The sequence below is a fragment of the Nocardia arseniciresistens genome (genome assembly GCF_046764875.1).
GTDB lineage: Bacteria > Actinomycetota > Actinomycetes > Mycobacteriales > Mycobacteriaceae > Nocardia > Nocardia arseniciresistens.
In genome coordinates, this window is the sequence record NZ_JBKORD010000009.1 from 117,662 (window position 1) to 138,017 (window position 20,356).

The 20,356-nt window shown below is 66.0% G+C and carries 21 protein-coding genes; 3 read left to right on the forward strand and 18 right to left on the reverse strand.

Annotated elements, in window-relative coordinates:
* Positions 1-17: 17 nt before the first annotated feature.
* The 5 genes from ACLMAJ_RS18120 to ACLMAJ_RS18140 form a co-directional block, all read right to left on the reverse strand.
* Entirely contained in the window at positions 18-1,157 is a 1,140-nt protein-coding gene (locus tag ACLMAJ_RS18120) for a sensor histidine kinase (protein WP_412014898.1), read from the reverse strand.
* A complete protein-coding gene (locus ACLMAJ_RS18125) occupies positions 1,144-1,854 on the reverse strand; it encodes a response regulator transcription factor (protein WP_412014899.1) in 711 nt (236 codons plus the stop codon). The genes ACLMAJ_RS18120 and ACLMAJ_RS18125 overlap by 14 nt, the downstream gene beginning before the upstream one ends.
* A gap of 245 nt (positions 1,855-2,099) precedes the next feature.
* Positions 2,100-2,498 carry a hypothetical protein gene (locus ACLMAJ_RS18130; RefSeq protein ID WP_412014900.1) on the reverse strand — a complete coding sequence of 133 codons (399 nt, stop codon included), beginning with the start codon at positions 2,496-2,498 and terminating at the stop codon, positions 2,100-2,102.
* A gap of 135 nt (positions 2,499-2,633) precedes the next feature.
* Positions 2,634-3,419: an RNA polymerase sigma factor SigF gene (locus ACLMAJ_RS18135; protein ID WP_412014901.1), complete on the reverse strand. Its 786-nt coding sequence runs from the start codon at positions 3,417-3,419 to the stop codon at positions 2,634-2,636.
* Complete coding sequence (locus ACLMAJ_RS18140) at positions 3,409-3,813, reverse strand: ATP-binding protein (protein WP_412014902.1); 405 nt, start codon at positions 3,811-3,813, stop codon at positions 3,409-3,411. Before ACLMAJ_RS18140 ends, ACLMAJ_RS18135 begins: the two co-directional genes overlap by 11 nt.
* Before the next feature lie 201 nt (positions 3,814-4,014).
* Here ACLMAJ_RS18140 and ACLMAJ_RS18145 point away from each other — a divergent pair, with 201 nt between their 5' ends.
* Positions 4,015-4,344 (forward strand): hypothetical protein, encoded by a 330-nt coding sequence (locus tag ACLMAJ_RS18145; RefSeq protein WP_412014903.1) that lies wholly within the window; start codon positions 4,015-4,017, stop codon positions 4,342-4,344.
* Between the two features lie 73 nt (positions 4,345-4,417).
* On the opposite strand, the gene mbp1 is transcribed toward ACLMAJ_RS18145, so the two are convergent.
* The 4 genes from mbp1 to ACLMAJ_RS18165 form a co-directional block, all read right to left on the reverse strand.
* Complete coding sequence (gene mbp1 / locus ACLMAJ_RS18150) at positions 4,418-4,663, reverse strand: microaggregate-binding protein 1 (RefSeq protein WP_412014904.1); 246 nt, start codon at positions 4,661-4,663, stop codon at positions 4,418-4,420.
* A gap of 382 nt (positions 4,664-5,045) precedes the next feature.
* On the reverse strand, positions 5,046-5,474 hold the full coding sequence (locus tag ACLMAJ_RS18155) for an ATP-binding protein (RefSeq protein WP_412014905.1): 429 nt from the start codon (positions 5,472-5,474) through the stop codon (positions 5,046-5,048).
* Positions 5,475-5,681: 207 nt separating this feature from the next.
* Entirely contained in the window at positions 5,682-6,368 is a 687-nt protein-coding gene (locus ACLMAJ_RS18160) for a PAS and ANTAR domain-containing protein (protein WP_412015064.1), read from the reverse strand.
* Between the two features lie 72 nt (positions 6,369-6,440).
* Entirely contained in the window at positions 6,441-6,848 is a 408-nt protein-coding gene (locus tag ACLMAJ_RS18165; protein ID WP_412014906.1) for an STAS domain-containing protein, read from the reverse strand.
* Between the two features lie 281 nt (positions 6,849-7,129).
* Between ACLMAJ_RS18165 and ACLMAJ_RS18170 the strand changes: the two genes are divergently transcribed.
* Together ACLMAJ_RS18170 and ACLMAJ_RS18175 are read left to right on the forward strand one after the other, a co-directional pair.
* Positions 7,130-7,585, forward strand: a complete 456-nt coding sequence (locus tag ACLMAJ_RS18170) for a hypothetical protein (protein WP_412014907.1) — start codon at positions 7,130-7,132, stop codon at positions 7,583-7,585.
* 198 nt (positions 7,586-7,783) lie between these two features.
* Positions 7,784-9,304, forward strand: a complete 1,521-nt coding sequence (locus tag ACLMAJ_RS18175) for an FAD-dependent oxidoreductase (protein WP_412014908.1) — start codon at positions 7,784-7,786, stop codon at positions 9,302-9,304.
* 12 nt (positions 9,305-9,316) lie between these two features.
* Here ACLMAJ_RS18175 and ACLMAJ_RS18180 read toward each other — a convergent pair whose 3' ends face one another.
* The 9 genes from ACLMAJ_RS18180 to ACLMAJ_RS18220 form a co-directional block, all read right to left on the reverse strand.
* Positions 9,317-10,603: an RNA polymerase sigma factor gene (locus ACLMAJ_RS18180; RefSeq protein WP_412014909.1), complete on the reverse strand. Its 1,287-nt coding sequence runs from the start codon at positions 10,601-10,603 to the stop codon at positions 9,317-9,319.
* Between the two features lie 15 nt (positions 10,604-10,618).
* The gene (locus tag ACLMAJ_RS18185; RefSeq protein WP_412014910.1) at positions 10,619-11,038 is read right to left on the reverse strand and encodes a YciI family protein; all 420 of its coding nucleotides are present in this window, start codon (positions 11,036-11,038) and stop codon (positions 10,619-10,621) included.
* Between the two features lie 327 nt (positions 11,039-11,365).
* The gene (locus ACLMAJ_RS18190) at positions 11,366-12,049 is read right to left on the reverse strand and encodes an FHA domain-containing protein (RefSeq protein WP_412014911.1); all 684 of its coding nucleotides are present in this window, start codon (positions 12,047-12,049) and stop codon (positions 11,366-11,368) included.
* On the reverse strand, positions 12,049-13,335 hold the full coding sequence (locus ACLMAJ_RS18195; protein WP_412014912.1) for a vWA domain-containing protein: 1,287 nt from the start codon (positions 13,333-13,335) through the stop codon (positions 12,049-12,051). Before ACLMAJ_RS18195 ends, ACLMAJ_RS18190 begins: the two co-directional genes overlap by 1 nt.
* Positions 13,332-14,459 (reverse strand): PP2C family protein-serine/threonine phosphatase, encoded by a 1,128-nt coding sequence (locus tag ACLMAJ_RS18200; RefSeq protein ID WP_412014913.1) that lies wholly within the window; start codon positions 14,457-14,459, stop codon positions 13,332-13,334. Before ACLMAJ_RS18200 ends, ACLMAJ_RS18195 begins: the two co-directional genes overlap by 4 nt.
* A complete protein-coding gene (locus tag ACLMAJ_RS18205; RefSeq protein ID WP_412014914.1) occupies positions 14,456-16,807 on the reverse strand; it encodes a serine/threonine-protein kinase in 2,352 nt (783 codons plus the stop codon). The genes ACLMAJ_RS18200 and ACLMAJ_RS18205 overlap by 4 nt, the downstream gene beginning before the upstream one ends.
* A complete protein-coding gene (locus ACLMAJ_RS18210; protein WP_412014915.1) occupies positions 16,804-17,991 on the reverse strand; it encodes a hypothetical protein in 1,188 nt (395 codons plus the stop codon). Before ACLMAJ_RS18210 ends, ACLMAJ_RS18205 begins: the two co-directional genes overlap by 4 nt.
* On the reverse strand, positions 17,988-18,959 hold the full coding sequence (locus ACLMAJ_RS18215; RefSeq protein ID WP_412014916.1) for a glutamate ABC transporter substrate-binding protein: 972 nt from the start codon (positions 18,957-18,959) through the stop codon (positions 17,988-17,990). Before ACLMAJ_RS18215 ends, ACLMAJ_RS18210 begins: the two co-directional genes overlap by 4 nt.
* Positions 18,956-20,227, reverse strand: a complete 1,272-nt coding sequence (locus ACLMAJ_RS18220; protein WP_412014917.1) for a hypothetical protein — start codon at positions 20,225-20,227, stop codon at positions 18,956-18,958. Before ACLMAJ_RS18220 ends, ACLMAJ_RS18215 begins: the two co-directional genes overlap by 4 nt.
* Positions 20,228-20,356: the final 129 nt, after the last annotated feature.

Consider the following 20,356-nt stretch of genomic DNA (forward strand, 5'->3'; position numbering starts at 1 on the left):
CGAAAAGATCACGGAGGCTAACAATCGAGGCCCGGCAAGCGAATGGAGAAGCGCGCGCCGCCGCCTGGACGGTCGGCACACTCGACCCGGCCGCGATGCGCGGCCACCGTCTCCGCGACCAACGCCAGACCGATGCCCGTTCCAGTAGCCGTGCTCCGGCGCGAGCGCACGGTCACGAAGCGTTCGAAGATGCGAACCCGATCAGCCGCTGGGACGCCAGGGCCCGCGTCGTCGATGGTGATCACCGCGTCGCCACTGTCCCTGCACACGGTCACCGCGACGACACCGCCACCGTGCCGGTCGGCGTTCGCGAGCAGGTTCACCACGGCCCGCTCCAGCTCGAGTTTCCTGCCCGCCACCGTCACGTCCTCGGCCACTGTCAGCAACTCCGGTGCGTGCATGCTGTCGGCCAGCGTGTGGGTCAACAGTTCGCCTACCGACATCGGATCGACGTCGCCGCGATGCATGCCCGCTTCGGCGCGGGCCAGGGCCAGCAGGTCGTCGAGGAGCCTGCGCAGGTGATCGACCTCGTCGGTGACCAGTTCCAACGCCCTGCGCGGGCGCTCGGGGAATTCGCCGCTGTGCCGATTGAGCACGCCGACCCCCGCCATCAGGGTGGTCAGCGGTGTGCGCAGTTCGTGGCTGACATCGCCGACGAGGCGGTGTTCACGTTCGATCCGGCGCTGCAGCGAGTCGACCATCGTGTTGAACGACTCGACGGTGGTGGTCAGGTCCTGGTCGCGGGTTTCGGGTAGCCGGGTGGTGAGATCACCCGCAGCGATCCGCGCCGCGGTCCTGGAGACCTGCTGTAGCGGCGTGAGCACCCGCTTGCTTGCCCACCAGCCGACCGCCGCACCGATCAGGGTGGCGACAAACGCACAGCCGATCAGGACATTGCGCAGCAACTCCAGATCCGACTGCAGGTCACCGGCCGCATAGCCCTGCCGCTGCGCCTCCAGATAGCTGCGGCTGATGGCGAAGACCGACACGACCAGTACCAGCGACATGAGCGCGGTGATGGCGGCAAAGGCTGCCATCACCCGGCTGCGCAGGCTCCAACGCTCGGGATCGAACCCGAAAGCGCGCCGGGGCTGCGGGGGCATCGCCACATCTTGCCGATGCTCGGCCGCGGGCTGATCGCGATCAGCGTTGGACATCGAGCCTATACCCGAGCCCGCGCACCGTCACGACGATGCGAGGGTCGGAAGGGTCCAATTCGATCTTGGTACGCAGCCTGCGCATATGCACATCGACGATCCGCTCGTCGCCGAAAAAGCCTCGATCCCAAACCCTTTCGAGGAGCAGGGTGCGGCTGAGCACCCGGCCCGGGGTTTCGGCGAGCTCGCACAGTAGCCGGAACTCGGTCAGCGTCAGGCCGATCTGCTCCTCGCCACGACGAACCGCGCCCCCCTCGGGGGCGAGCACCAACGGCGCCTCCGGATGTGCGTCGAGCACGACTTCCTGCGGGGTTTCGCGCTCCGCGGACAACCGCGCACGACGCCGTAGCGCCCGCATCCTGGCGCTGATCTCCTTGATCTCGAACGGCTTGGCGACAAAATCGTCCGCACCCGCCTCCAGTGCCGCGACGACATCGTGAGTATCGTCACGCGCGCTGACCACGATGATCGGCACGTCGTGCTCGCGCCGAATCTCCCGGATGCAGTCGAATCCATCCATCTCGCCGAGCATCAGGTCGACGATCATCACATCGGGGACGCCATTGCTGCGCAGATGGGTGAGCGCGTCCTCGGCTTCGGCCGCCTCCGCGACGTCGTAGCCCTCGTCTTCCATGGCCAGCCGCAGCGCACCTCGCACACGGTTGTCATCTTCCACGATCATCAGGTTCGCGCTCAAGACCTATCCTTTGCAGACACGCACGGAGCGTGCCGCACCGCGGAGAATCGCATCCCCATACCGACGCGACATTTCCCGCACTTCGAGCAACTTGCCGAACAGTCAAATACCCGGAACCGCCGTTCGCTAAACGTTGCGGTTCTCGATCAACTGTCTGTACGGCAGCACCCAAGCCTGCTCATGAACACGGCAGCAATGCAAACAAGAGGTGACGTCCGACACGTTCGCGCGTGCTGCTCGACAGGTCACGCTTGTATGCGATACGCGCCCTCGAGCCGGTGGAAGTTACTCGGAGATCCGTCGGCCCATTGCTCGACGTAGAGGAAGCTGAGCCCTTGCGAGTTGAAGTGGTCGAACCATTCGTCCCAGGTCACCGGCTGCAGGACGACACCACCGAAACCGGGCAGTTCCAAACGCAAGACACCGAGTTCCCCGTGGTAGGAACTGCCCGGCGTTATCGCGGGGCGAGCGCCACGCTGCTCGGCCCACCGATGGATAACCTCGTGATCGGTGGTGATGAGCGGGCGCCCCGGCCGTGCGGGCCGGTCGTCGAGAGAGAAGACTTCTTGTATTTGTTTCAGCGACCGCGGACTACCTGGAATCGTTTGCAATTCCCGGGTGCGTGGTCGTCGCTGATAATTCATGACGACCTCCTTTGCCGTTGGCATCTAAATACGGCTGTCCTTTGCGTACCCGCTGGGCGTGTCCGGCAAACCAGACCGCATCGAACATCAAACCCGTTCGCAAGCAAGGTAATTCGGACGCCTCGCACGCCACACTCAGTCGCGCAGCGCTTGCTCGCGCAGTGTTCGCAGGGTGCGTGACAGAATCCGCGAGACGTGCATCTGGGAAACCCCGAGATACGCGGCGATCTGAGCCTGAGTTCTCGACTCGAAGAACCGCATCATCAGCACTTGGCGTTCTCGCTCCGGCAGCTCCCCGATCAGCGGCTTCACCGCCATGAAGTCCACGACCAGATGGAAGGCAGGTTCCTCGGCACCGAGGCTTTCCAATAGCGGAAGCGGCGTGTTCTGATTGTCCTCGCCCGCAAGCGCGTCGATCGATGACGACTGGTATGCATTGCCCGCGATCAGCGCATGGGTGACCTCCACCACGTCCACCTCGAGCTCCGCGGCGATCTCTTTTGCTCTCGGCAGCCTGCCGAGTCGCTGCGCGAGCACCTCGACCGTAGGACCGATCGTGAGCTGAATCTCCTTGACCCGCCGCGGAACTCGCACTGACCAGGTGTTGTCGCGGAAGTGCCTGCGCACCTCGCCCATGATCGTCGGCACCGCGAACGACAGGAACGACGAACCACGGGTCACGTCGAAGCGATCGGTCGCCTGCACCAGCCCGAGGCGCGCCACTTGCAGCAGGTCATCGAAAATCTCGCCGCGGCCCGCGAACCTGCGCGCGATGTGCTCGGCCAATGGCAGACAACGCTCGATCAGCTCGCCGCGCAGGGTTTCCCGGCGGGAGTCCGATGCGTCCAGTGCCTCGATCTTCTCGAACAGCGGCTCGATATTGTCGTAGCTGTCACCGCGGGATCTCAACTCACGGGACATCCGAGACCCCTCGCACCCAGCTGAAATCGACCGCGGTCGGATATCCCGACACCACATGGTCGAACGGGGATTGCATCGCGGCGATGGAATCGGTCAGGGTGCGCACGATATGCCACCCGAAGCCGGCGTGCGCCACCACCGTTTCCGCGACGGCGACCGAAGCGACATGCACGAACATCTGACTCTCGTCGTAGCTGAATTCACAGTCGATGGTCGAGCCGGGCACCGCGTCGAAGATCAGCGAGGTAGCCACCTCGTCGAGCGCGAGCCGGATGTCGATTACTTCGTCGAGCCCGAAATCCGCGATCATCGCCACGGTTTCGGTGAGCGCGCGCAGCATCGTCAGCTGTTCGAGTCGGGCGGGCACCTGGATCCCGATTGTTGTTGTATGCACCGAATCAAGCTCCTTCCGGGATGGTTCGAACAGGTACCCAAGAGGTTCAGTGGCAAAACCCGTACGCGCTTTGCGCTTTGGGGCCACGAACGGTGTCCTTCCCTCTCTGTTCGCATACCCGAGATCACGGCGCATACACCCATGGTTCGGGGGTATTCGGACCAACGCCCCTGTTCGACGGTTCGACGAAAGGACACTCTCATGCACCCCGAACCGAACGATTCGAGCGGAAACAGCCGCACCGAACGGCCGGGATACGAATTCCCGGACACCTCGCGGACCACACGATCCCATGCCGGTGAATCCATCGAAGACACCCGCAACTGGCCGGGACTCATCCTGATGGGCGTCGGTATCGCGCTGCTCGGGCTCACATTGACCGCAGCCGGATACGGCTTTGCCGGCTGGGCGGTAATCGGCGGTATCGCGTGTGTGCTGTGCCTGGCAATAGGGGCTCTGCTTGTGGTCGCCGAGCACCGAAGGATCAAACGCAAGGAAGGCCTCGATCTCAGCGAACCGCGTGGCCATTGATGCTGGACAACGAAAGGGTTGCCAGGCGCAATGCCCGGCAACCCTTTCTGTGCTCAGTTATGAACCGACTCGGCTACTTGCCTTGCTGGTGAGCGCGCTGGCGCTGTTCATCCAAATTCGCTTCGGCACGTTCCTTTTCGGCGGCGGCCTCCTTTTGCGCGGCTGCGCGCTGGGATTCCGCCTTATCCTGCTGAGCTTTTCCTTCGCCCCGAAGGTCGTCGTTTCCGAAGATTGCTCCGGCGGCCTCCTTGACCTTTCCCTTGACGCCTTCGACAACGCCTTCGACACCTTCACGGGGACCGCTATTGTGTTCCGACACGATATCTACCTCCGAAGTATCGGTTATCAGTTGACACTCACCGCATACCCGCCTCCGATGGCTTCAATCGCAACTCTCGATTCTCGCAAGTGTTCACCGTCACAATGATTTTCGATTGTTTGCCGCCGATTACATGGGGTAACGCGTCCGCAGGACGGTAATGACATAAACCAAGGAGGACAAGATGGAATCCACTTCGATACCTCCCATTCCGGATCCCGATCCGATACCGGACCCGGGATCGCCCACGCCGATACCTCAACCTGGACAGCCGGATCCGCCCGCCGTTCCCGAGCCCCCACTGCCGGATCCGCTGCCGCCGGTACCAGGGCCGCGACCGACCGAACCGCCGCCGACTGTTCAGTAACAAGCATTTCCAGCGTCACCCATTGTCCGGGGCCCGCACCCAGGTGAAGTCCACCACGGTCGGGTACCCGGACAACAATCCGTCGTAGGGTTCCCGCGTCACGGTGACCGAGTCTGTCAACGTGCGCACGATATGCCAGCTGAAGCTGTCCTCGCCAATGGCTGAGAGCATCGCCGTGACCGACCCGACACGGACGAACATTCTGTCTTCGGCATAGCGGAATTCACAGTCGAGCGTGCTGCCTGGAACGGCGTCCAGAATCAGCGAGGTGGCCACCTCGTCGAGCGCGAGGCGGATGTCGGTGACCTCATCGATCCCGAAATCCGCTATCAACGCGACGGTTTCGGCCAACGCGCGCAACATGATCAGATGCCCGGTCTCGGCAGGCACTCGAACGCCGATAGTTGTCGTTCCCACTACTGTTTCGGAGATTCGATTCCCCATGCCAAATCACCACCTCTTCTAGCCGCTGACCAAGCGGGCTGCGCCGCCCGTTATCCGGGGCGCCGACCCGACCCCGCGTGGAGCTGATGCCTTCATCGGGCGATCGAGGGTGCGACGAAGGTCGGCGTTGTGCGCATGGACCGGCTACCCGGCCCAGCGCGCTCGAAACCCCAGGTCTTACCGGAAACCCGATTCCTCGGCTCACTGCTACGTGGCGGGCCCATCCGACGGGATGCGGGTGTGCACGGTCAACAGCAAGTGGTCGAATTCCGTGCGCATCCCGGTGGTGGAGTGCACCATCGACCGCAAATCGGTAACCAGCTGGGTGGCAAGAGCGCGCAGCTTGGTGTTGGTCTCCTGTGAGCGCCAGCTCAGCACCCGGAACGCCTGCTCGGCATTGAGGCCGTAGACCAGCATCAACGCCCCCTTCGCCTGTTCGATCACCGCGCGCGCCGCATACAGCTCGGGCAGTGTGTCGTCGAGGGTTTCCCTGCGATGTTCCGCGATGGTTGTCGTGACGTCGATGTAGTAACCCGAGGTACCGATCACCTCGTTCTTGCCGTCGACCATGCGGTCGGCGACGACGATCACGTGGTGCACGCCGCCCTCGGTGTCGATGATGCGGTGGCTACTGCAGAACGGCTCGCCGGTCTCGATGGACTTGGCGAGCGCACTTGCTACCTGAGCCCGGTCGTCGGGATGCTTGTGGGCAAGCAATAGCTCGGTGGTCGGTTCCATGCCCGATACATATCCATGCATTCGTGCGACCTCATCGGACCACTCCCATTTCTGGCCGGAGAACCAGAAATGGAAATAGCCGACGTTCTGCGGCGTGCCCGCACCGAGCACACGATCGAACGCGCGCGCGTCTTCGGGGGTCAACCCGCTCTCCATCACCTCACAATTATGTGCCGCGTGCCTGCCGGCGACACCTGAATGAGGACTACCCGAGCATCGCCCGGCGCGTCATGTGCCCAACGCCGCGCGCATCGTCGGATAGCGGCGGAATAGGGGCCGTACCCCGGCGATCTCCAATGCGCGTTCGACTTCTTCGGTGCCGGTGACCAAGCGCAGATCGAGCCCCTTGTGCCAGGCCCTCATCTTCGCGGCAGCCAGCGACGCGGCCGTGCGGATACCGAGGAACCGCGCCGCCCGGAGATCGACGACCACTGCGGCGCAGCGCATGCCGATCGCGGTGTCGAGCATGCGGTGGAACTGCTCATGCACGGCGGCATCCAGCTCACCCTCTACCCGCACGACCACACAATGCCTCCTGCGGTCGCTCTGCTGCCGCCACAGTCGCCGCTGCCGAGGGCCGGAGCCCCCGGTACTGATGCCGTCGGCGTGGTGCTGGAGAACGGCGATGGAAGACATTAAAACCTCCCGTACAAAAAGAGGCCAGTCCCACGCGGCAGATCGCTCGGGCTGTGGGGAGGACGGCGGCCACTACGTCCCGTCGACCGGCGCTTGCAATCACGCGTGCTGAACCGGGTTTGGCTGTAGTTTTCAACCTGCGACCATTGTGACATGTGCACCGCTCCGCTGTATACCAATCGCGGCGTTGAATACCGGCGCTGCGCGATTGAGCGGTTGTTCTCCGGGTAAGCCGATCGCGACGCCATCGTGGCGGCGTTATCCGATATCGAGGAGGAATAGTGAATCGGCTCAGTATTGCGGCGCGCATCGTACTCTCCGCCGGTGTACTCACCGCCGGCGCTCTGCTCTCGGCGTGCACGAGTAACGACGAACCCGATATAGCGCCCGCGACACCGACGACCAATAGCATCTCGATCTCCATTCCGGCGCCGTCGAGTTCTGGGGGCGCGCCGAATACCGACCAAATCACCTCGGCCGCGGCCACCCAACTGTGCGACATGATGCGGCCCGAGGTCGGCAAGTGGCGCGACGAAGGCACTGTGCTCGCCAAGATCTCGTTCAATGGCACCGTGCACAACTGGGCGGCCCGAAACGGCGGCCTCAACGACGTCGTCATCACCGACCGCAAGATCATCGACACGATCACCCTCGAACATTGCCCCGATGTCCGTCAGCAGGTGCTCGACGCGCTGAATATCCCTGACCTCGCTTCCGGTCTTGCGGGCTTCAACTGAATTGTCGTGCTCGTCGCAATGTCGTGAATCTCCTACTCGCACAGCGCAAGCGAATGAAATAGTACGAGGCCACCGAGGATGAATTGGTCAGCGTCACCGCATGCTGAATACCCGAAAAAGTTGCCCGGAAAATGTTCCGGCGCGGGCATCATATAGCTTCCCACGTTTCACGGCGGCCGGAACGGTTATGTCGGGGACATGACGCCACTCTGGTTGAACGACGCCGAAGTTCCGGCGCGACTGCGCCTCACACCGGGACTCCACTTCGATACTGTCGTGATCGGCGGCGGCTTGACCGGTCTTGTGACCGCACTGCTGTTGGCCGAGAGCGGCGTCGAAGTGGCGGTGGTCGAGGGCAGGCGGCTCGGGGCGGGTACTACCGGCGCTACCACCGGAAAGGTCAGTCTGCTCCAGGGAACTCGTGCGCAGCGTATCGCCGAGCATCACTCCGATCGAACAGTCGCCGAGTACGTCGAGGCCAATCGCGCGGGCCAGCAATGGCTGTTGCGCTACTGCGCGGAACATGGGCTGCCTGTGCAGCGGATACCCGCGCTCACCTACGCACAGACCGAGGCCGAAATGTCCGCGGTGCGTGCCGAACTCCGGGTGACGCGCGCCGCGGGACTCGATACGTATCTGGTCGAGGACCTCGATGTGCCCTTTCCTTTCCATGGTGCGGTCGGGCTCGCTGATCAGGCGCAGCTCGACCCGATGGCGCTGCTTGCGACATTGGCCGCCGATGTCGAAGCGCATGCCGCACCGATCTTCGAGTCGACCATCGTCCAGGGCGTCCATCACGGCGACAACGATGACCTGATCATCGAAACCGAACACTGTGAACTCACTGCGCGCACCATTATTTTGGCCACGGGTACACCGATGCTCGATCGCGGTGGCTTCTTCGCGCGGCTCACAGCCCAGCGGTCCTATCTGGCGGCGTTCCGCGTTGCCGAACCGCCCAGGCGCGAAACCTTCATCAGCGCAGGCGAACCCACTCGTTCGCTGCGCTATGTACCGGGCACCGATGGTGATCTACTGCTCGTCGGCGGCAACGGTCACGTGGTCGGCCGGACCGGCTCCGCGAGCCGACTCGTGGACGATCTGACCGACTGGACCAAGACCTGGTTCCCCAGTGCCGAGCTCATACAGTCATGGTCCGCGCAGGATTACCACCCGATCGACGAACTCCCGTACGTCGGACCGCTACTGCCCGGCCGAGAACACATCCTGGTGGCGACGGGCTACGCGAAATGGGGCCTCACCAACGGCGTCGCCGCCGCGCTCGCCCTCGCGGGCAGAATCAACGGCAAACCACCCACATGGTCCGGCGCTCTCGCCAGCTGGCGCCCTGCCGAGCTCAAAGCACTACCGTCCGCCGCCAAGACCAATAGCGCTGTCGCACTGCGCCTTTCCATCGGCTGGCTACGCATGGCCCGTTCCGGCTACGGCGCCCTACCCGCCGAAGGTTGCGGCCACGTCGAACGCCACGGCTTGCAACCGACCGCCGTCAGCACCGTCGACGGACAAACCACCGAAGTCTCGGCCATCTGCCCCCATCTCCACGGCATAGTCCGCTGGAACGACGCCGAAAAGTCATGGGACTGCCCGCTACACGGCTCCCGATTCGCCGCCGACGGCACCCTCCTCGACGGCCCCGCCACCACATCGCTCTCCCCCATATCGGGCCCCGCCGCGATCCCGGTCACCAACGCGCCCTGACAGTCCGGGCGGTCAGCCGAGGTCGGCGAGCTTGCGTGTCAAGACTGCCCGCTCGCGCCCGTTGCCGCACAGTCCGACGGCGAGTTCCAGTTCGGCGCGTGCCTCGTCGGTGCGGCCGAGTCGGGTCAGCAGCTCCCCGCGAACACTCGGCAGCAGATGCGAATTCGTCAGTGCCTGTGCGTCCACCAGCGCGTCCACGATCGCTAGCGCCGCGGTCGGGCCATGGGCCATGGACACCGCCACCGCGCGGTTGAGCTCGACCACCGGTGACGGCGCGACCCGGCCGAGCGCCTCGTAGATGAGCACGATGCGCTCCCAGTTCGTCGCGTCGACCGACGCGGCGACGGCATGGCATTCGGCGATCGCCGCCTGTAAACCGTAAGCCCCGAGGCCGCGGCCGACCTGCTCCGCGCGGGCAAGGGCGGCGCGTCCCCTGCGGATCGCGGCACGATCCCAGCGGCGGCGATCCTGCTGCTCCAACAGCACCGGCTCGCCGTCTGGGCCGGTTCGGGCGGGGAAGCGTGCCGCGGTCAGTTCCAGCAGTGCGAGCAGGCCGTGAACCTCGGGCTCGGTCGGCACCAGCCTGGCAAGCACCCGTGCGAGACGCTGAGCCTCGCTGGCGACGTCGAATCGGATCAGATCGTCGCCGGAGCTGGCCGAGGACCCTTCGGTGAAGATGACGTAGACGACGTTGAGCACCGAACCGAGCCGCTCGGTCCGTTGCTGGGCCGTCGGCACCTCGAACGGCACCCTTGCCGCACCGAGGGTTTTCTTCGCCCGAGTGATCCTCGCCTGCACGGTCGCGGTCGGCACGAGAAACGCCTTCGCGATCTCGTCGCTGGTCAGGCCACCGACGACCCGCAGGGTGAGCGCCATCCTCGCTTCCCGCGAGAGCACGGGGTGGCAGGAGATGAACATCAAGGCGAGCACGTCGTCGTCGATCTGGTCCGGATCCCACAGCACGTTCTCGGCGTCCCCGACCGGATCGGCGGGTGGGGTTCCCGAGACGGCACCGCCCTCGCTCAGGTTGTGAGCGAAGGCGGCGTACCGCTCGTCGAGGGCGGAATGCCTGCGGAACGCGTCGATCGCGCGGCGCCTGCCGACGGTGAGCAACCACCCCGCGGGGTTGCGCGGCACGCCGTCACGTGGCCAGGTCACCAGGGCCTCGGCCAGCGCCTCCTGGGCGAGGTCCTCGGCGAGCGCGAAGTCGCCGGTGTATCGCGCGAGCGCACCGACGATCCGCGCGGACTCGATCCGCCAGACCGCGCCGACGGCCTCACGGCCGGTGGGATCGGCCATCGCCTCCTCGATCCGCTAGAGCTGGCCGGTGGCTTCGCGCCACGCACGTTCCTTCTTGATCCACTCGTTGTCCTGTGGGAACTCATCGATCGAGGAGACCCTGCGGATCTCGACCTTGAAGCCGGGGTCGGACAGCGGGGCCCGCTTGGCCCACTCGACGGCCTCCTCCTTCGAGGCCACATTGAGGATGTAGAACCCGCCGAACAGCTCCTTGGTCTCGCCGTACGGGCCGTCGGTGACCACGGGCTTCTCGGCGGAGAAGTCGACGACCACGCCCTCGGCGGCGTCGGTGAGTCCCTCCGCGGCGACCAGCACCCCGGCCCGGATCATCTCGTCGTTGAACTTGCCGACGATCGAGAGCATCTCGTTGAAGTCGTTGTTCTCAAGTCCCGCGTAGGCCTCGTCGGTGGCACGCCATATCAGCATGTACTTCATGGTTCTGTCTCCCTGGGTTATCCGGGTCCCGTTCGGACCCACTCACCACTGGGTCGAATGGGGATGGTCGCAGATCGACACGCTCGTCGATCTACCTCTGAAGATTCCCGCAGCGTACGACGCCTCGTCCACAAATGTTCGGTAGGTGAGGGTCACCGGCCCCCCGCAAAGCTGCTCGCCGCCACCGCCGTCCCAGTCACCACCGGCACCGCCTACTTCTCGATCTACGACATCGCCGACTGTGCGCACCCGCCCTGATCAACATCCTCGATATCAGCGCGATTCAGCGGCGCGATCCCTATGGCTCACGGCCTAATCGCCTGTTGCTCAGCCAGGTTCGGCGGTAACCGTGATCGTTGTCCAGCCGCCGAGGTGAATGCGGTCGCCGCTGCGCAGTGCGACCGCCACCTTGGCGGCGATGAGCTCGTCGCTGCCATTGAGGCTGGTGCCGTTGGTGGAGCCGAGATCGGTGATGCTGAGGCCGTCGGTGGCGACATGGATCATCGCGTGCGCCCGCGAGACCCCGATGTCGGCGGGGGCGATACCCAGATCGATGTCGGGCTGTAGGCCCTGAGAGACGCTGCGCTTGCCGATCAGAATATCGCCGTCGCGCAGGGCTATTCGGCGTTCGGGGTAGAACGCGGGGAAACCGACCTGATCGGCGTCGGGCCCCTTGCGGGCGCGCATCCGGTCGTAGAAGTCACGGTCGGCGGCGATTGTCGCAACCCATGCCACCGGGCCGGAAATCGGTGCGGCCAGGGCAGTGGGTACGAGTTCGGCTGCTGCGGGTTCGACGGATAAGGGCTGCGGACGCGGCGGTGCTGCCGTTGCGGGGGCGGGCAATGCCGAATCATGTCCGCACACCTCACAGAATCGGCCACTGCCCGGCGCGCCGCACTGCGGGCATTCCACAGCCGACACGGGCATCACCTGTGGCACCGCGACCAGTGGCGAGCCACAGATATCGCAATAGTCGGTGGCGGCGGACTGGTGGCCTTCGAGACAGCGCATCACGCCTCTTTCCGCACCCTGGCTGTTTTGGTCGAGCGCGCATCGAGAGCCATTTCATCGGCGGCCGCCACCTTGGTGCGCAACCGCACCGTCCCGTTGTGCTCGTCCACCTCGACCACACCGCGCAGCAGCTTCGCGGTGCCTTCGTTGCCGGACTCTGCGGCCAACTGCACCGCCCTGCGCAGTTTCGCCGTCGCGGTGTCCACATCGCCGTTCTTGCGCGCGGTCAGGCCCTCCTGCACGACCTGTGCGAGCTCGGCCTGACCGGTGTAATGCGCTACGCGCCTGCTGATTCGGGCCGACAGGTCGGCCTCGGTGGTCCACACCGCGCGCACAAGTCCCTGTCCGACCACTTCCTGGCCCATCACAACGCTGACCCTGGCCGCCAGCTTCTCCCGCCCCGCTGCGGCGGGCTCCACGCGCACCTGCACGTGATAGTCGCGGTCTTCCGCGCCCCATGCGCCGAGCGGGTACTCCCCCAGCTGCGCACCGGATTCGGTACGGCGCGCGGTCAGGTCCTCGATGGTCGGCGCGACCTGTTTGACGAATTGCACCACCGCGCCCGCGGGTGTCCAGACCCGCAGCGTCAGCTCCGGGATCGCCTTGGTCATCGCGGTCTGTGTCATGGCGGCGAAGTCGGCGGCCAGGTGGACGGGGTCGGCGACGATGTCGACGGTCCCGTGCAAAGCCGAGGCGATGGTACGCAGTTCGTCTACCCGCCAATCGGTGCCGACGCCACGGCAGTCGCAGGTGAACACGCCTTCGGACTGCCGGATCTCGGCGGCGAGTGCCTCGGGTTCCTCGTGTTCGTTCTTACCGTCGGTCAGCAGGATGGCGTGCACGAGTGCGCCGGGATGCATCGTGGCCAGCTGTCTGGCGAGTCCGAGCCAGGTGCCCATCGCGGTGCCGCCGGTGGGCCGCAACTTATCGAGGTGGCGGCGCGCGGCGGCCCTGCTCTCCCGACTCGCGGGCACCGACGGCGTGTCGATGGGAAACACCAGGCGCGCCATCGAGGTGCCCTGCACGATCGCGAACTTGGTGCCGTCGGGCAGCACATCCAACGCCGCGAGCGTCGCTTTGCGCGCTTCGTCGAACTTCCGTTGCGTGCCCATCGACCCCGAACTGTCGATGATGAGGATCTCCACCCGATCCGGCGGTGGACCCGAGGCCACGAAATCCGCCCCGGTCTCGACGGTGACAACGGCATCGACGGTGCCCGCGCCCTCGGCCAGGTACTCGTTCTGGTCGATCGCTACCGAAATACCGTTGCCGTCAACAGAACTCACTGCGCTTCTCCTGGCTTACCCGGCTGTCCGACGGGAACGAGCGCGACGGTGATGTTGTCGCCGCCGCCGCTGCGCAACGCGAAGTCGACGAGCTCGCGCGCGGCGAGCATCGCGGGGGCGGCGGTGGCCATGCCCGCCAACACCTCCGGGTCGGACTGGTAGTTCCACAGTCCGTCGCTGCACAGCAACAGCACGCCGGGGCCGGTGGTGCGCAGGGTCCGCACACAGGAATCCGACCACGGTTTCAAATCGCTGTCCGCACCGAGCCAGCGCAACAGGGTATGCGCGCGAGGGTCTTTCATGGCGGCCGCCTCGTCCATCGCACCGGCGTCGACGAGCGCCTGCGCCCAGGAATCATCGGACGACAGCCGTTGGGACGGCGCGGCGTCGCGGGCCTGTGAAGTGTCGGTGCGCAACCAATATGCCCGGCTGTCACCGACATTCGCGACGGTGATCTCCGCGGTACCGTCGCTCAGTCGGCGCACGATCGCCGAGACGTAGGTGCACGACGGTGCGTGGTCATCGGACTCGCCGATATCACGCACCGCCGCAGCGGCCGCCGCGAGTCCCACCATCACCGCGTCCTGGTCGGAACGTGACTCGCCGAGCGCGGTGACGGCGGCATCGACTCCCGCGCGTGCCGCGGCACCGGAGGCCGCCTGCGGATTCTGCGACGTCGATACTCCGTCGCTGACGACGACCACCGTCGAGGCGGGCTGCCACGGCGTTCGGCCCGGCACAACCGCCGCGGCGACCGCGTCCTCGTTGCGCGCGTGTGCGATGCCGCGGTCGGTGACCACACTCACCGCGCCGAGATCCGCCTCGCATCGGTCGGGTTCCGGACGCAACTGCCCGCAGTCACGGCAGTAACCGTCGGGGTCGTAGCGCAGCCCACCGCAGCCCTCGCACGTCATTGTCGCCTGCGGGTCGGGCTGCGGCAATGCGATCCGGCGCGGCTTTTCCCTTTCCGTCGATCCCAGCTCGCTACCGCAGGCTTCGCAATAGCGGTCGGTCGCAATGACACTCACCGCGCAGCCAGGACACCTGGCCGCGGTGTTCTTGCCTGCGTTCGTGACTTCACCCGCGGGCGCTTTATCGATGGTTCGCTCCTTACGCTCGCTCATAACGTTGTCCTCGGCCGGATCGCGTTGGCCCGATCCACCAGCTCGAAACGCGTCCACATGTCGTCGCTTTCGCGGGCAAGGTCGCGGTAGCACCGTTCCAATCCGGTGCGTACCCCATCCTGGTCCAGACTCACACCGAGCAACGGATCATGCACCGAGGGCGCCTTGCCCGCGCTGAGCCAGGTCAGGGCGGCGTCGAGCACCCGCATCCGTACCTGCGCCACTCGATGTTTGGAGTCCAGCCGCAACCGCTCGACTCGGCCACCCGCATCGCGCAGCAGCGGTTCGGACAGCTCGGTCGAGGGGCGGCCGGCCAGCATGGTTTCCACCGCCGCGATCCGCGCCTCGGTGTACAACGCCGAGGCCACGTCGACCTGATCGAGGACCGCCACCGCGCCCTGACGGTCGCCGCGCGCCTGGCGCAGGCGGGCCAGACCGAATGCGGCACTGGCGAAGGCATGATCGGTGCGCCACACCGTGTCGTAGTACCGCGACGCCTCCCGGGTGGCCGACTCGGCCCCTGCCAGTTCGGCGACGGCCGCCAGCGCCAGTTTCGGTGCGGGCTCGCCGGGCAACGCGGCGTAGACGGCGTCGAATTCCGTATGTGCCGCACCGAAATCGCCTGCGAGCAGCCGCGCCTGTCCGCGGTACCAGGCCAATCGCCAATCGCCGGGCAGGGTTTCGGCGAGACCGTCGAGTCGACGCTCGGCCTCGGCCGGATCTGCCACCTCGAGCGCGGCGCGCACCAGTCGCAGCGGGATCTCCATCGACTCACCACGTTTGGTGAGCACCGAGCGCAGTCCCGCCTCAAGAGCGCTCTCCAATTCCGTCGGCGTGCTACCGACGGTGGTGGCCAGTAGCGCGGCCCCGCTATCGCCGGGGTCGACCAGCGGAACCGGCAGCGCCGCGACGACGGCGCCCGGTGTCACCAGGGCGTGTGTGCCGGCGCCGAACACCGCCCGCGGCGGCCCGAAGTACGCCGACATCCCCGGTCGCGGCACAGCGTCATCGGCGCTGAGCACTTCGCGCAGCACGCCGGTCAGCTGATCGGCCATCTCCTCCATCGAGGAGAACCGCACCTCCGGGTCGGCGTCGGTGGCCCGCAGCAGGAACCGGTGCAGCGAATCGTATTTCGCCAGTAGCGTTTCGGTGGCGGGCGCCGGCAGGTCGCCGAAGTGCCCGTCTCGCTGCGGCACCTGCATCACCAGCACGGCGAGGGTGCGCCCGACCGTATAGATCTCGGTGGCGACTGTCGGCCCCGATTCGGCGATCTCGGGAGCCTGATATCCGATGGTGCCGTAGATATTGCTGTCCTGATCGTCCATGGCGATCACGGCGCCGAGGTCGATGAGCTTGAGCTGCTCATCGGTCTGCATCACGTTGTCGGGCTTGAAATCGCAGTAGGCAAGCCCGAGGGAGTGCAGATAGCCCAGTGCGGGCAGCATTTCCAGAATGTAGGCGATCGCCTGGGCGGGCGGCAGATAGCCGCCATCGGTGTCCCGACGGGCGCGCAAGATCTGCTTGAGCGAGGTGCCGCCGACGTACTCCATGACGATGTAGCCGACCGCGATGCCATCGGGTCCGGTGTGTTCGACGAAGTTGTGAATCTTCACGATGCTCGGATGCTCGACTTCGGCGAGGAAACGCTTCTCGGCCATCGCGGCCGCCATCGCGTCGATGTCGCCGGAATTCAACAAGCCTTTCAGGACCACCCAGCGATCGCTGACATTGCGGTCGGTCGCCAGATAAATCCAGCCGAGCCCACCATGCGCCAGGCAACCCGCCACCTCATATTGGCCGCCGATCAGATCACCCCTGGACAGTTTGGGGGTGAAGGAGAATCGCGTGCCGCAGTTCGGGCAGAAGCCCTCGGTCCTGCCGGGCTCACCGTCGCGGCCACGGCCGACCGACTGTTCGCACTTGCCGCAGAACCGCTTCGACTCGGCGACCTCGGGGTCGGCCATGATCGCGGTGGTCGGGTCGATGCGTGGCAGTCGTGGCACCTCGACCATGCCCGCACCGAGTCGGCCGCGGACGCTGGCCTTCGAGGAGCTGGAGCGGCCGGTGCGCACCGAGCGGCCGGACGCCCGGGCGGTGCCGGTGGATCTCGACGATGCCGCCGAGGTCGCGGTGCGGGCGGCGGGCGCGGTGCCGCATTCGTCGCAGTAGCCCTCGACTATGGTGCCGGCGCAGCCGGGCTCGGCACACGCACTGTCCTCGGTCGGCACCGAATCGGGCACGGACGCAGTGTGTTCCGACACCATGGTCGCCTCGGCGGGCGCGGTACCGCACACCACGCAGTACCCGTCTTCGATGGCTCCGCCGCACCCCGGCTCATGACAGATCATGGTCGTCTCCCCGATTTCTCGCCGATGAGCTGCTGATAGTCGGCGACGGCCCGGGTGACGGCGGCCAGGTCGCACGGCTTGCGCGAGAGCAGGCCCGCAGCGATCTGCGCGGCGGACAACAGGTCTCGATCCTCGCCGACTCCGAGGCGGGCCGCCTTGGCCTGATAGGCGGACAACCGGCCGCGCAGTTCGGCACGTCGATCGAGTAGTCCCTGCGCCAACTGCTGGGCGGTACTCGCGTCCGCGATGGCCTCGGCAATCCGGCGGCGCAGCGCCAGGAGTGCCGCGGTCGCACCGGGATTGGCCGACAGTGCCTCCAGTTGGGTGCCGAGCGCCGCGGTGTTGTCGACGGGCACCGGCAGCGGGCCCGCCGAAATCGTGCGCTCGACCTCCGCCCGGGCCTGCGCGGCGTGCTCGCGGGTGTCGTGCAACACCTCCCACTTGGCACGCGTTTGAGCGATCGCGGCCGGCCAATCGGCTTTCATCGCAGCGAGTTCGGCGAGGACGGCGGACTGGTGGCGCAGCTTGCCGGTCAATTCGGCTATGCGCGCGTCGATCTCGGGCGCGGTCAGCGCGAGCGGGTCGGTGGCCGAGCGCCTCAACAGTTCGGCGATGCCGCGCTCGATCGCTTTCAACTCGCCGACCGCAGCCACGCCCGTCTTGTCCAGCGCTTCCTGTAATGGCGTGAGGCCCGACATGATCCGGGAGTTGACCGCGTCGACCGCGTCGAGGAATTCGGCGATCTCCGGGAAAGTGGCCCGCATACGGTCCACGGTATCGGCGAGCCCGACGAACAGGACCTGTTCGCTCGGGCCGGTGAGCGAACGTTGCGCCATCGGTATCGGCGTGCGCGAAACCTCGTAGGGACGCCCACGCAACAATCTGGTCACCTCGGCCAGTTCACCATCGTCGAGCCTGGCGCGATCGCCGCGCACCGTCCGCGCCGAATCCAATATTGAGCGGAGCGTGCCGAAGTCCTCCCACATCAACGCCAGCGCCTCGCGCACAGGCTGCCAACGCTGCCCGGTCAGTCCGCTCGGCGGAAAGCGGCGCAGCAGCGTATGTCCGGGATGTTTGTCCAACTCCAGCAGCGTGGCGGCGATGGCGTCGAGTTCCGCTGTGCGGGCTGCTAATTCGCGGTCTATCTGGACGACAGTGAGCGGCTGCATAGTCGCCGCACTCACTCCGCGTACCGGGGTACGGGCGGGCCCGGCGAGGTGCCGAGCGGGCTGAGTCTGGCGTTGTAGACGCGCTGCCAGGTGCCGTCGGTCCGTATGCGCTCGAGCACGCCGTTGACGAAACGAACCAGCTCAGGGTTGCCCTGTGCGATACCGACCGCGTAGGCGCCGGTGCCGATTTCCTCCCCCACGACCTCCAGATTGCGATCCTGTGCGACGAGTCCGAACAGGATCGGATCATCGCCGCTGATGGCGTCGACGTTGCCCTGCTGTAGCGCGGCAAGACAGTCGGTCCAGTTGCCAGCGCCCACGATGGTCGGTCTCTTGGGCAGTCCGAACAATGGCCCGGGCGCGGTGGTGCCCCTGGTGACGCATACGACCTTGTCCGCGAGGTCGGCGGAGGTCTTGATACCCGAGTTCGCCGGCGCGAGAATGCGTTGCCCCGCACGGTAATACACTGCGGAGAAGTCGACGTCCCTGCGGCGCTCACAGGTGGCCGAGAAGGTGCGCACGATGACATCCACCTGTTTGTCGCGCAAAGCCGTGATGCGATCCGCGGCAGCGACCGAACGCAACTCGATCTTGTCCGGGTCACCGAACAGAGCACGGGCGATCTCCCGTGCGATATCGATGTCGAATCCCTCGAGCTGGCCGGTAGTCGGATTGCGGAAGCCGAAGAGGTAGGTGTTCTGATCCACACCGACCCGCACGCGACCGTTCGCGACGATCGCGGCCATCGGCGATCCCGGCGGCATGGCACCCGGCCTCGGCAGCGGCCCAGGCCGCAGACTGACCTCGGGATTGCAGCTGTCGTCGGACTCGGAACCCGGCGCGGTGGTGATCTCTACCAGATCCGGCTGTGGGATCACCGCCGCAACCCTGGTCGGATCCGGAACCCTTGTGCCCGAACCGCAGGCGGTCACCAGTGCGCTCACGCCGACCAACGTCGCGGCCAGCAGCAGCCTCGTGTTCACAGGAACTCCTTCAGCCGCGACCACGATCCGACAGTCACCGCAGACGCCGCGACAACCATCAGGAGCAGGGTGCCCGACGGGCTGAACGCCAATGAGCCACCCGCGGAATCGACTCCGTCGCGTAGCTCCTTGCGGACCTGGGCGAGTTCGTCGCGCAATGCGCCATCGAGGTCGGCGAATCGGGTGGCCGAGTTATCGGGTGCGGAACCGATGGCCTGTGCCACGGCCGCGGGATAGTTGGCCGCCTCGTAGGCGTCCTTCTGGCGCCCGTGCCCGGTCCGCCACTTCGAGAGCGCCTGTGCCGCAGCCGAATCCGGCCCGATCGTGCTCGCCAGCCGGTCGCCGAGCGCGGCGGTGTGCTCGGCGAAATCCGCCTCACCTGCGGTGATGTCGCCGCGGGTGATCAGCTGAAGGGTTTCGTCGCTTCGGGCTTGCTGGGCGAGGATCCTGGCCTGCGCCAGCGTCTCGAACCGAGTGCTCGCCCCGGATTTTCCAGTGTCCACATCGGTCGCGGCGACCAAGGTCGCGATCACCGACCACAGCAATACGACCGCGGTTGCCCCCGCGCAGGCGGCCACACCGAGATTCATCCGCCGATTGGTCCGCCGCAGCAGCACCGCAGAGCCGACGCCGCAGGCGATCAACGTCGAGAGCAGCAAGGCGATGCTCTTCATCGGCAGTGCACCGATATCGTCCTGATCCTGTCGTACCGCGGCGAAACGGTTCTCGCTGAGCTGTTCGGCATTGGGCAGCAAGGAGTTCTGCATCAAGGTCGATGCCTCGCGCAAGTAGGCGGAGCCGACCGGGAACCCTTGCCGGTTGTTGGCTCGCGCGGCCTCCACCAACCCGGTGTAAGCGGGCAGGTCGGCGGAGACGCGCGCGACGATCGATCGGGTCTGCGCGTCGGAGGCGCCGGTGGTGGCCTCGGCGAGTGCGCCCGCCGCGTCGGCAAGGGACTGTTGATACCGCCCGCGCACCTCCGGCGATTCGATCCCGCCCGAGAGAAAGGCTGCCGCAGCGGACGCGTCGGCGGCCGACAGCGCGACGTACAGACTCTGCGCCGCGTAGGCCAGCGGCTCGGTCCGCTCCAGCACGATATAGCGCCGAGTGATCTTGTCGCTCAACTGATCAGCGCACATGAACCCCGAAAACACGCACAGCACAACGGTGATGACCAGCACCGCACCGATCGCACCGGGAGTTGTCGCGGCGAATCGCCGCAACCACAGTGCCCCCTTGCCCACGGTCGCCGGTAGACGAACTCCCACACCGCCCCCCTTCATCCACCCGGCGGGTGCCTTCGATCGCGATATTACGGGAGCCTGTTCCACTTTGCTGCCCGTCGCATCAGGGGCTGGAATTCTCGAACCCGCTCCAGTGTTGGCGCAAGAAAGCAA

Coding starts and splice junctions, on each gene's coding strand:
- ACLMAJ_RS18120 (WP_412014898.1), bottom strand. CDS start 1,157: ATGTCCAACGCTGATCGCGATCAGCCCGCGGCCGAGCATCGGCAAGAT.
- ACLMAJ_RS18130 (WP_412014900.1), bottom strand. CDS start 2,498: ATGAATTATCAGCGACGACCACGCACCCGGGAATTGCAAACGATTCCA.
- ACLMAJ_RS18135 (WP_412014901.1), bottom strand. CDS start 3,419: ATGTCCCGTGAGTTGAGATCCCGCGGTGACAGCTACGACAATATCGAG.
- ACLMAJ_RS18145 (WP_412014903.1), top strand. CDS start 4,015: ATGCACCCCGAACCGAACGATTCGAGCGGAAACAGCCGCACCGAACGG.
- ACLMAJ_RS18155 (WP_412014905.1), bottom strand. CDS start 5,474: ATGGGGAATCGAATCTCCGAAACAGTAGTGGGAACGACAACTATCGGC.
- ACLMAJ_RS18160 (WP_412015064.1), bottom strand. CDS start 6,368: ATGGAGAGCGGGTTGACCCCCGAAGACGCGCGCGCGTTCGATCGTGTG.
- ACLMAJ_RS18165 (WP_412014906.1), bottom strand. CDS start 6,848: ATGTCTTCCATCGCCGTTCTCCAGCACCACGCCGACGGCATCAGTACC.
- ACLMAJ_RS18175 (WP_412014908.1), top strand. CDS start 7,784: ATGACGCCACTCTGGTTGAACGACGCCGAAGTTCCGGCGCGACTGCGC.
- ACLMAJ_RS18180 (WP_412014909.1), bottom strand. CDS start 10,603: ATGGCCGATCCCACCGGCCGTGAGGCCGTCGGCGCGGTCTGGCGGATC.
- ACLMAJ_RS18185 (WP_412014910.1), bottom strand. CDS start 11,038: ATGAAGTACATGCTGATATGGCGTGCCACCGACGAGGCCTACGCGGGA.
- ACLMAJ_RS18190 (WP_412014911.1), bottom strand. CDS start 12,049: ATGCGCTGTCTCGAAGGCCACCAGTCCGCCGCCACCGACTATTGCGAT.
- ACLMAJ_RS18200 (WP_412014913.1), bottom strand. CDS start 14,459: ATGAGCGAGCGTAAGGAGCGAACCATCGATAAAGCGCCCGCGGGTGAA.
- ACLMAJ_RS18205 (WP_412014914.1), bottom strand. CDS start 16,807: ATGATCTGTCATGAGCCGGGGTGCGGCGGAGCCATCGAAGACGGGTAC.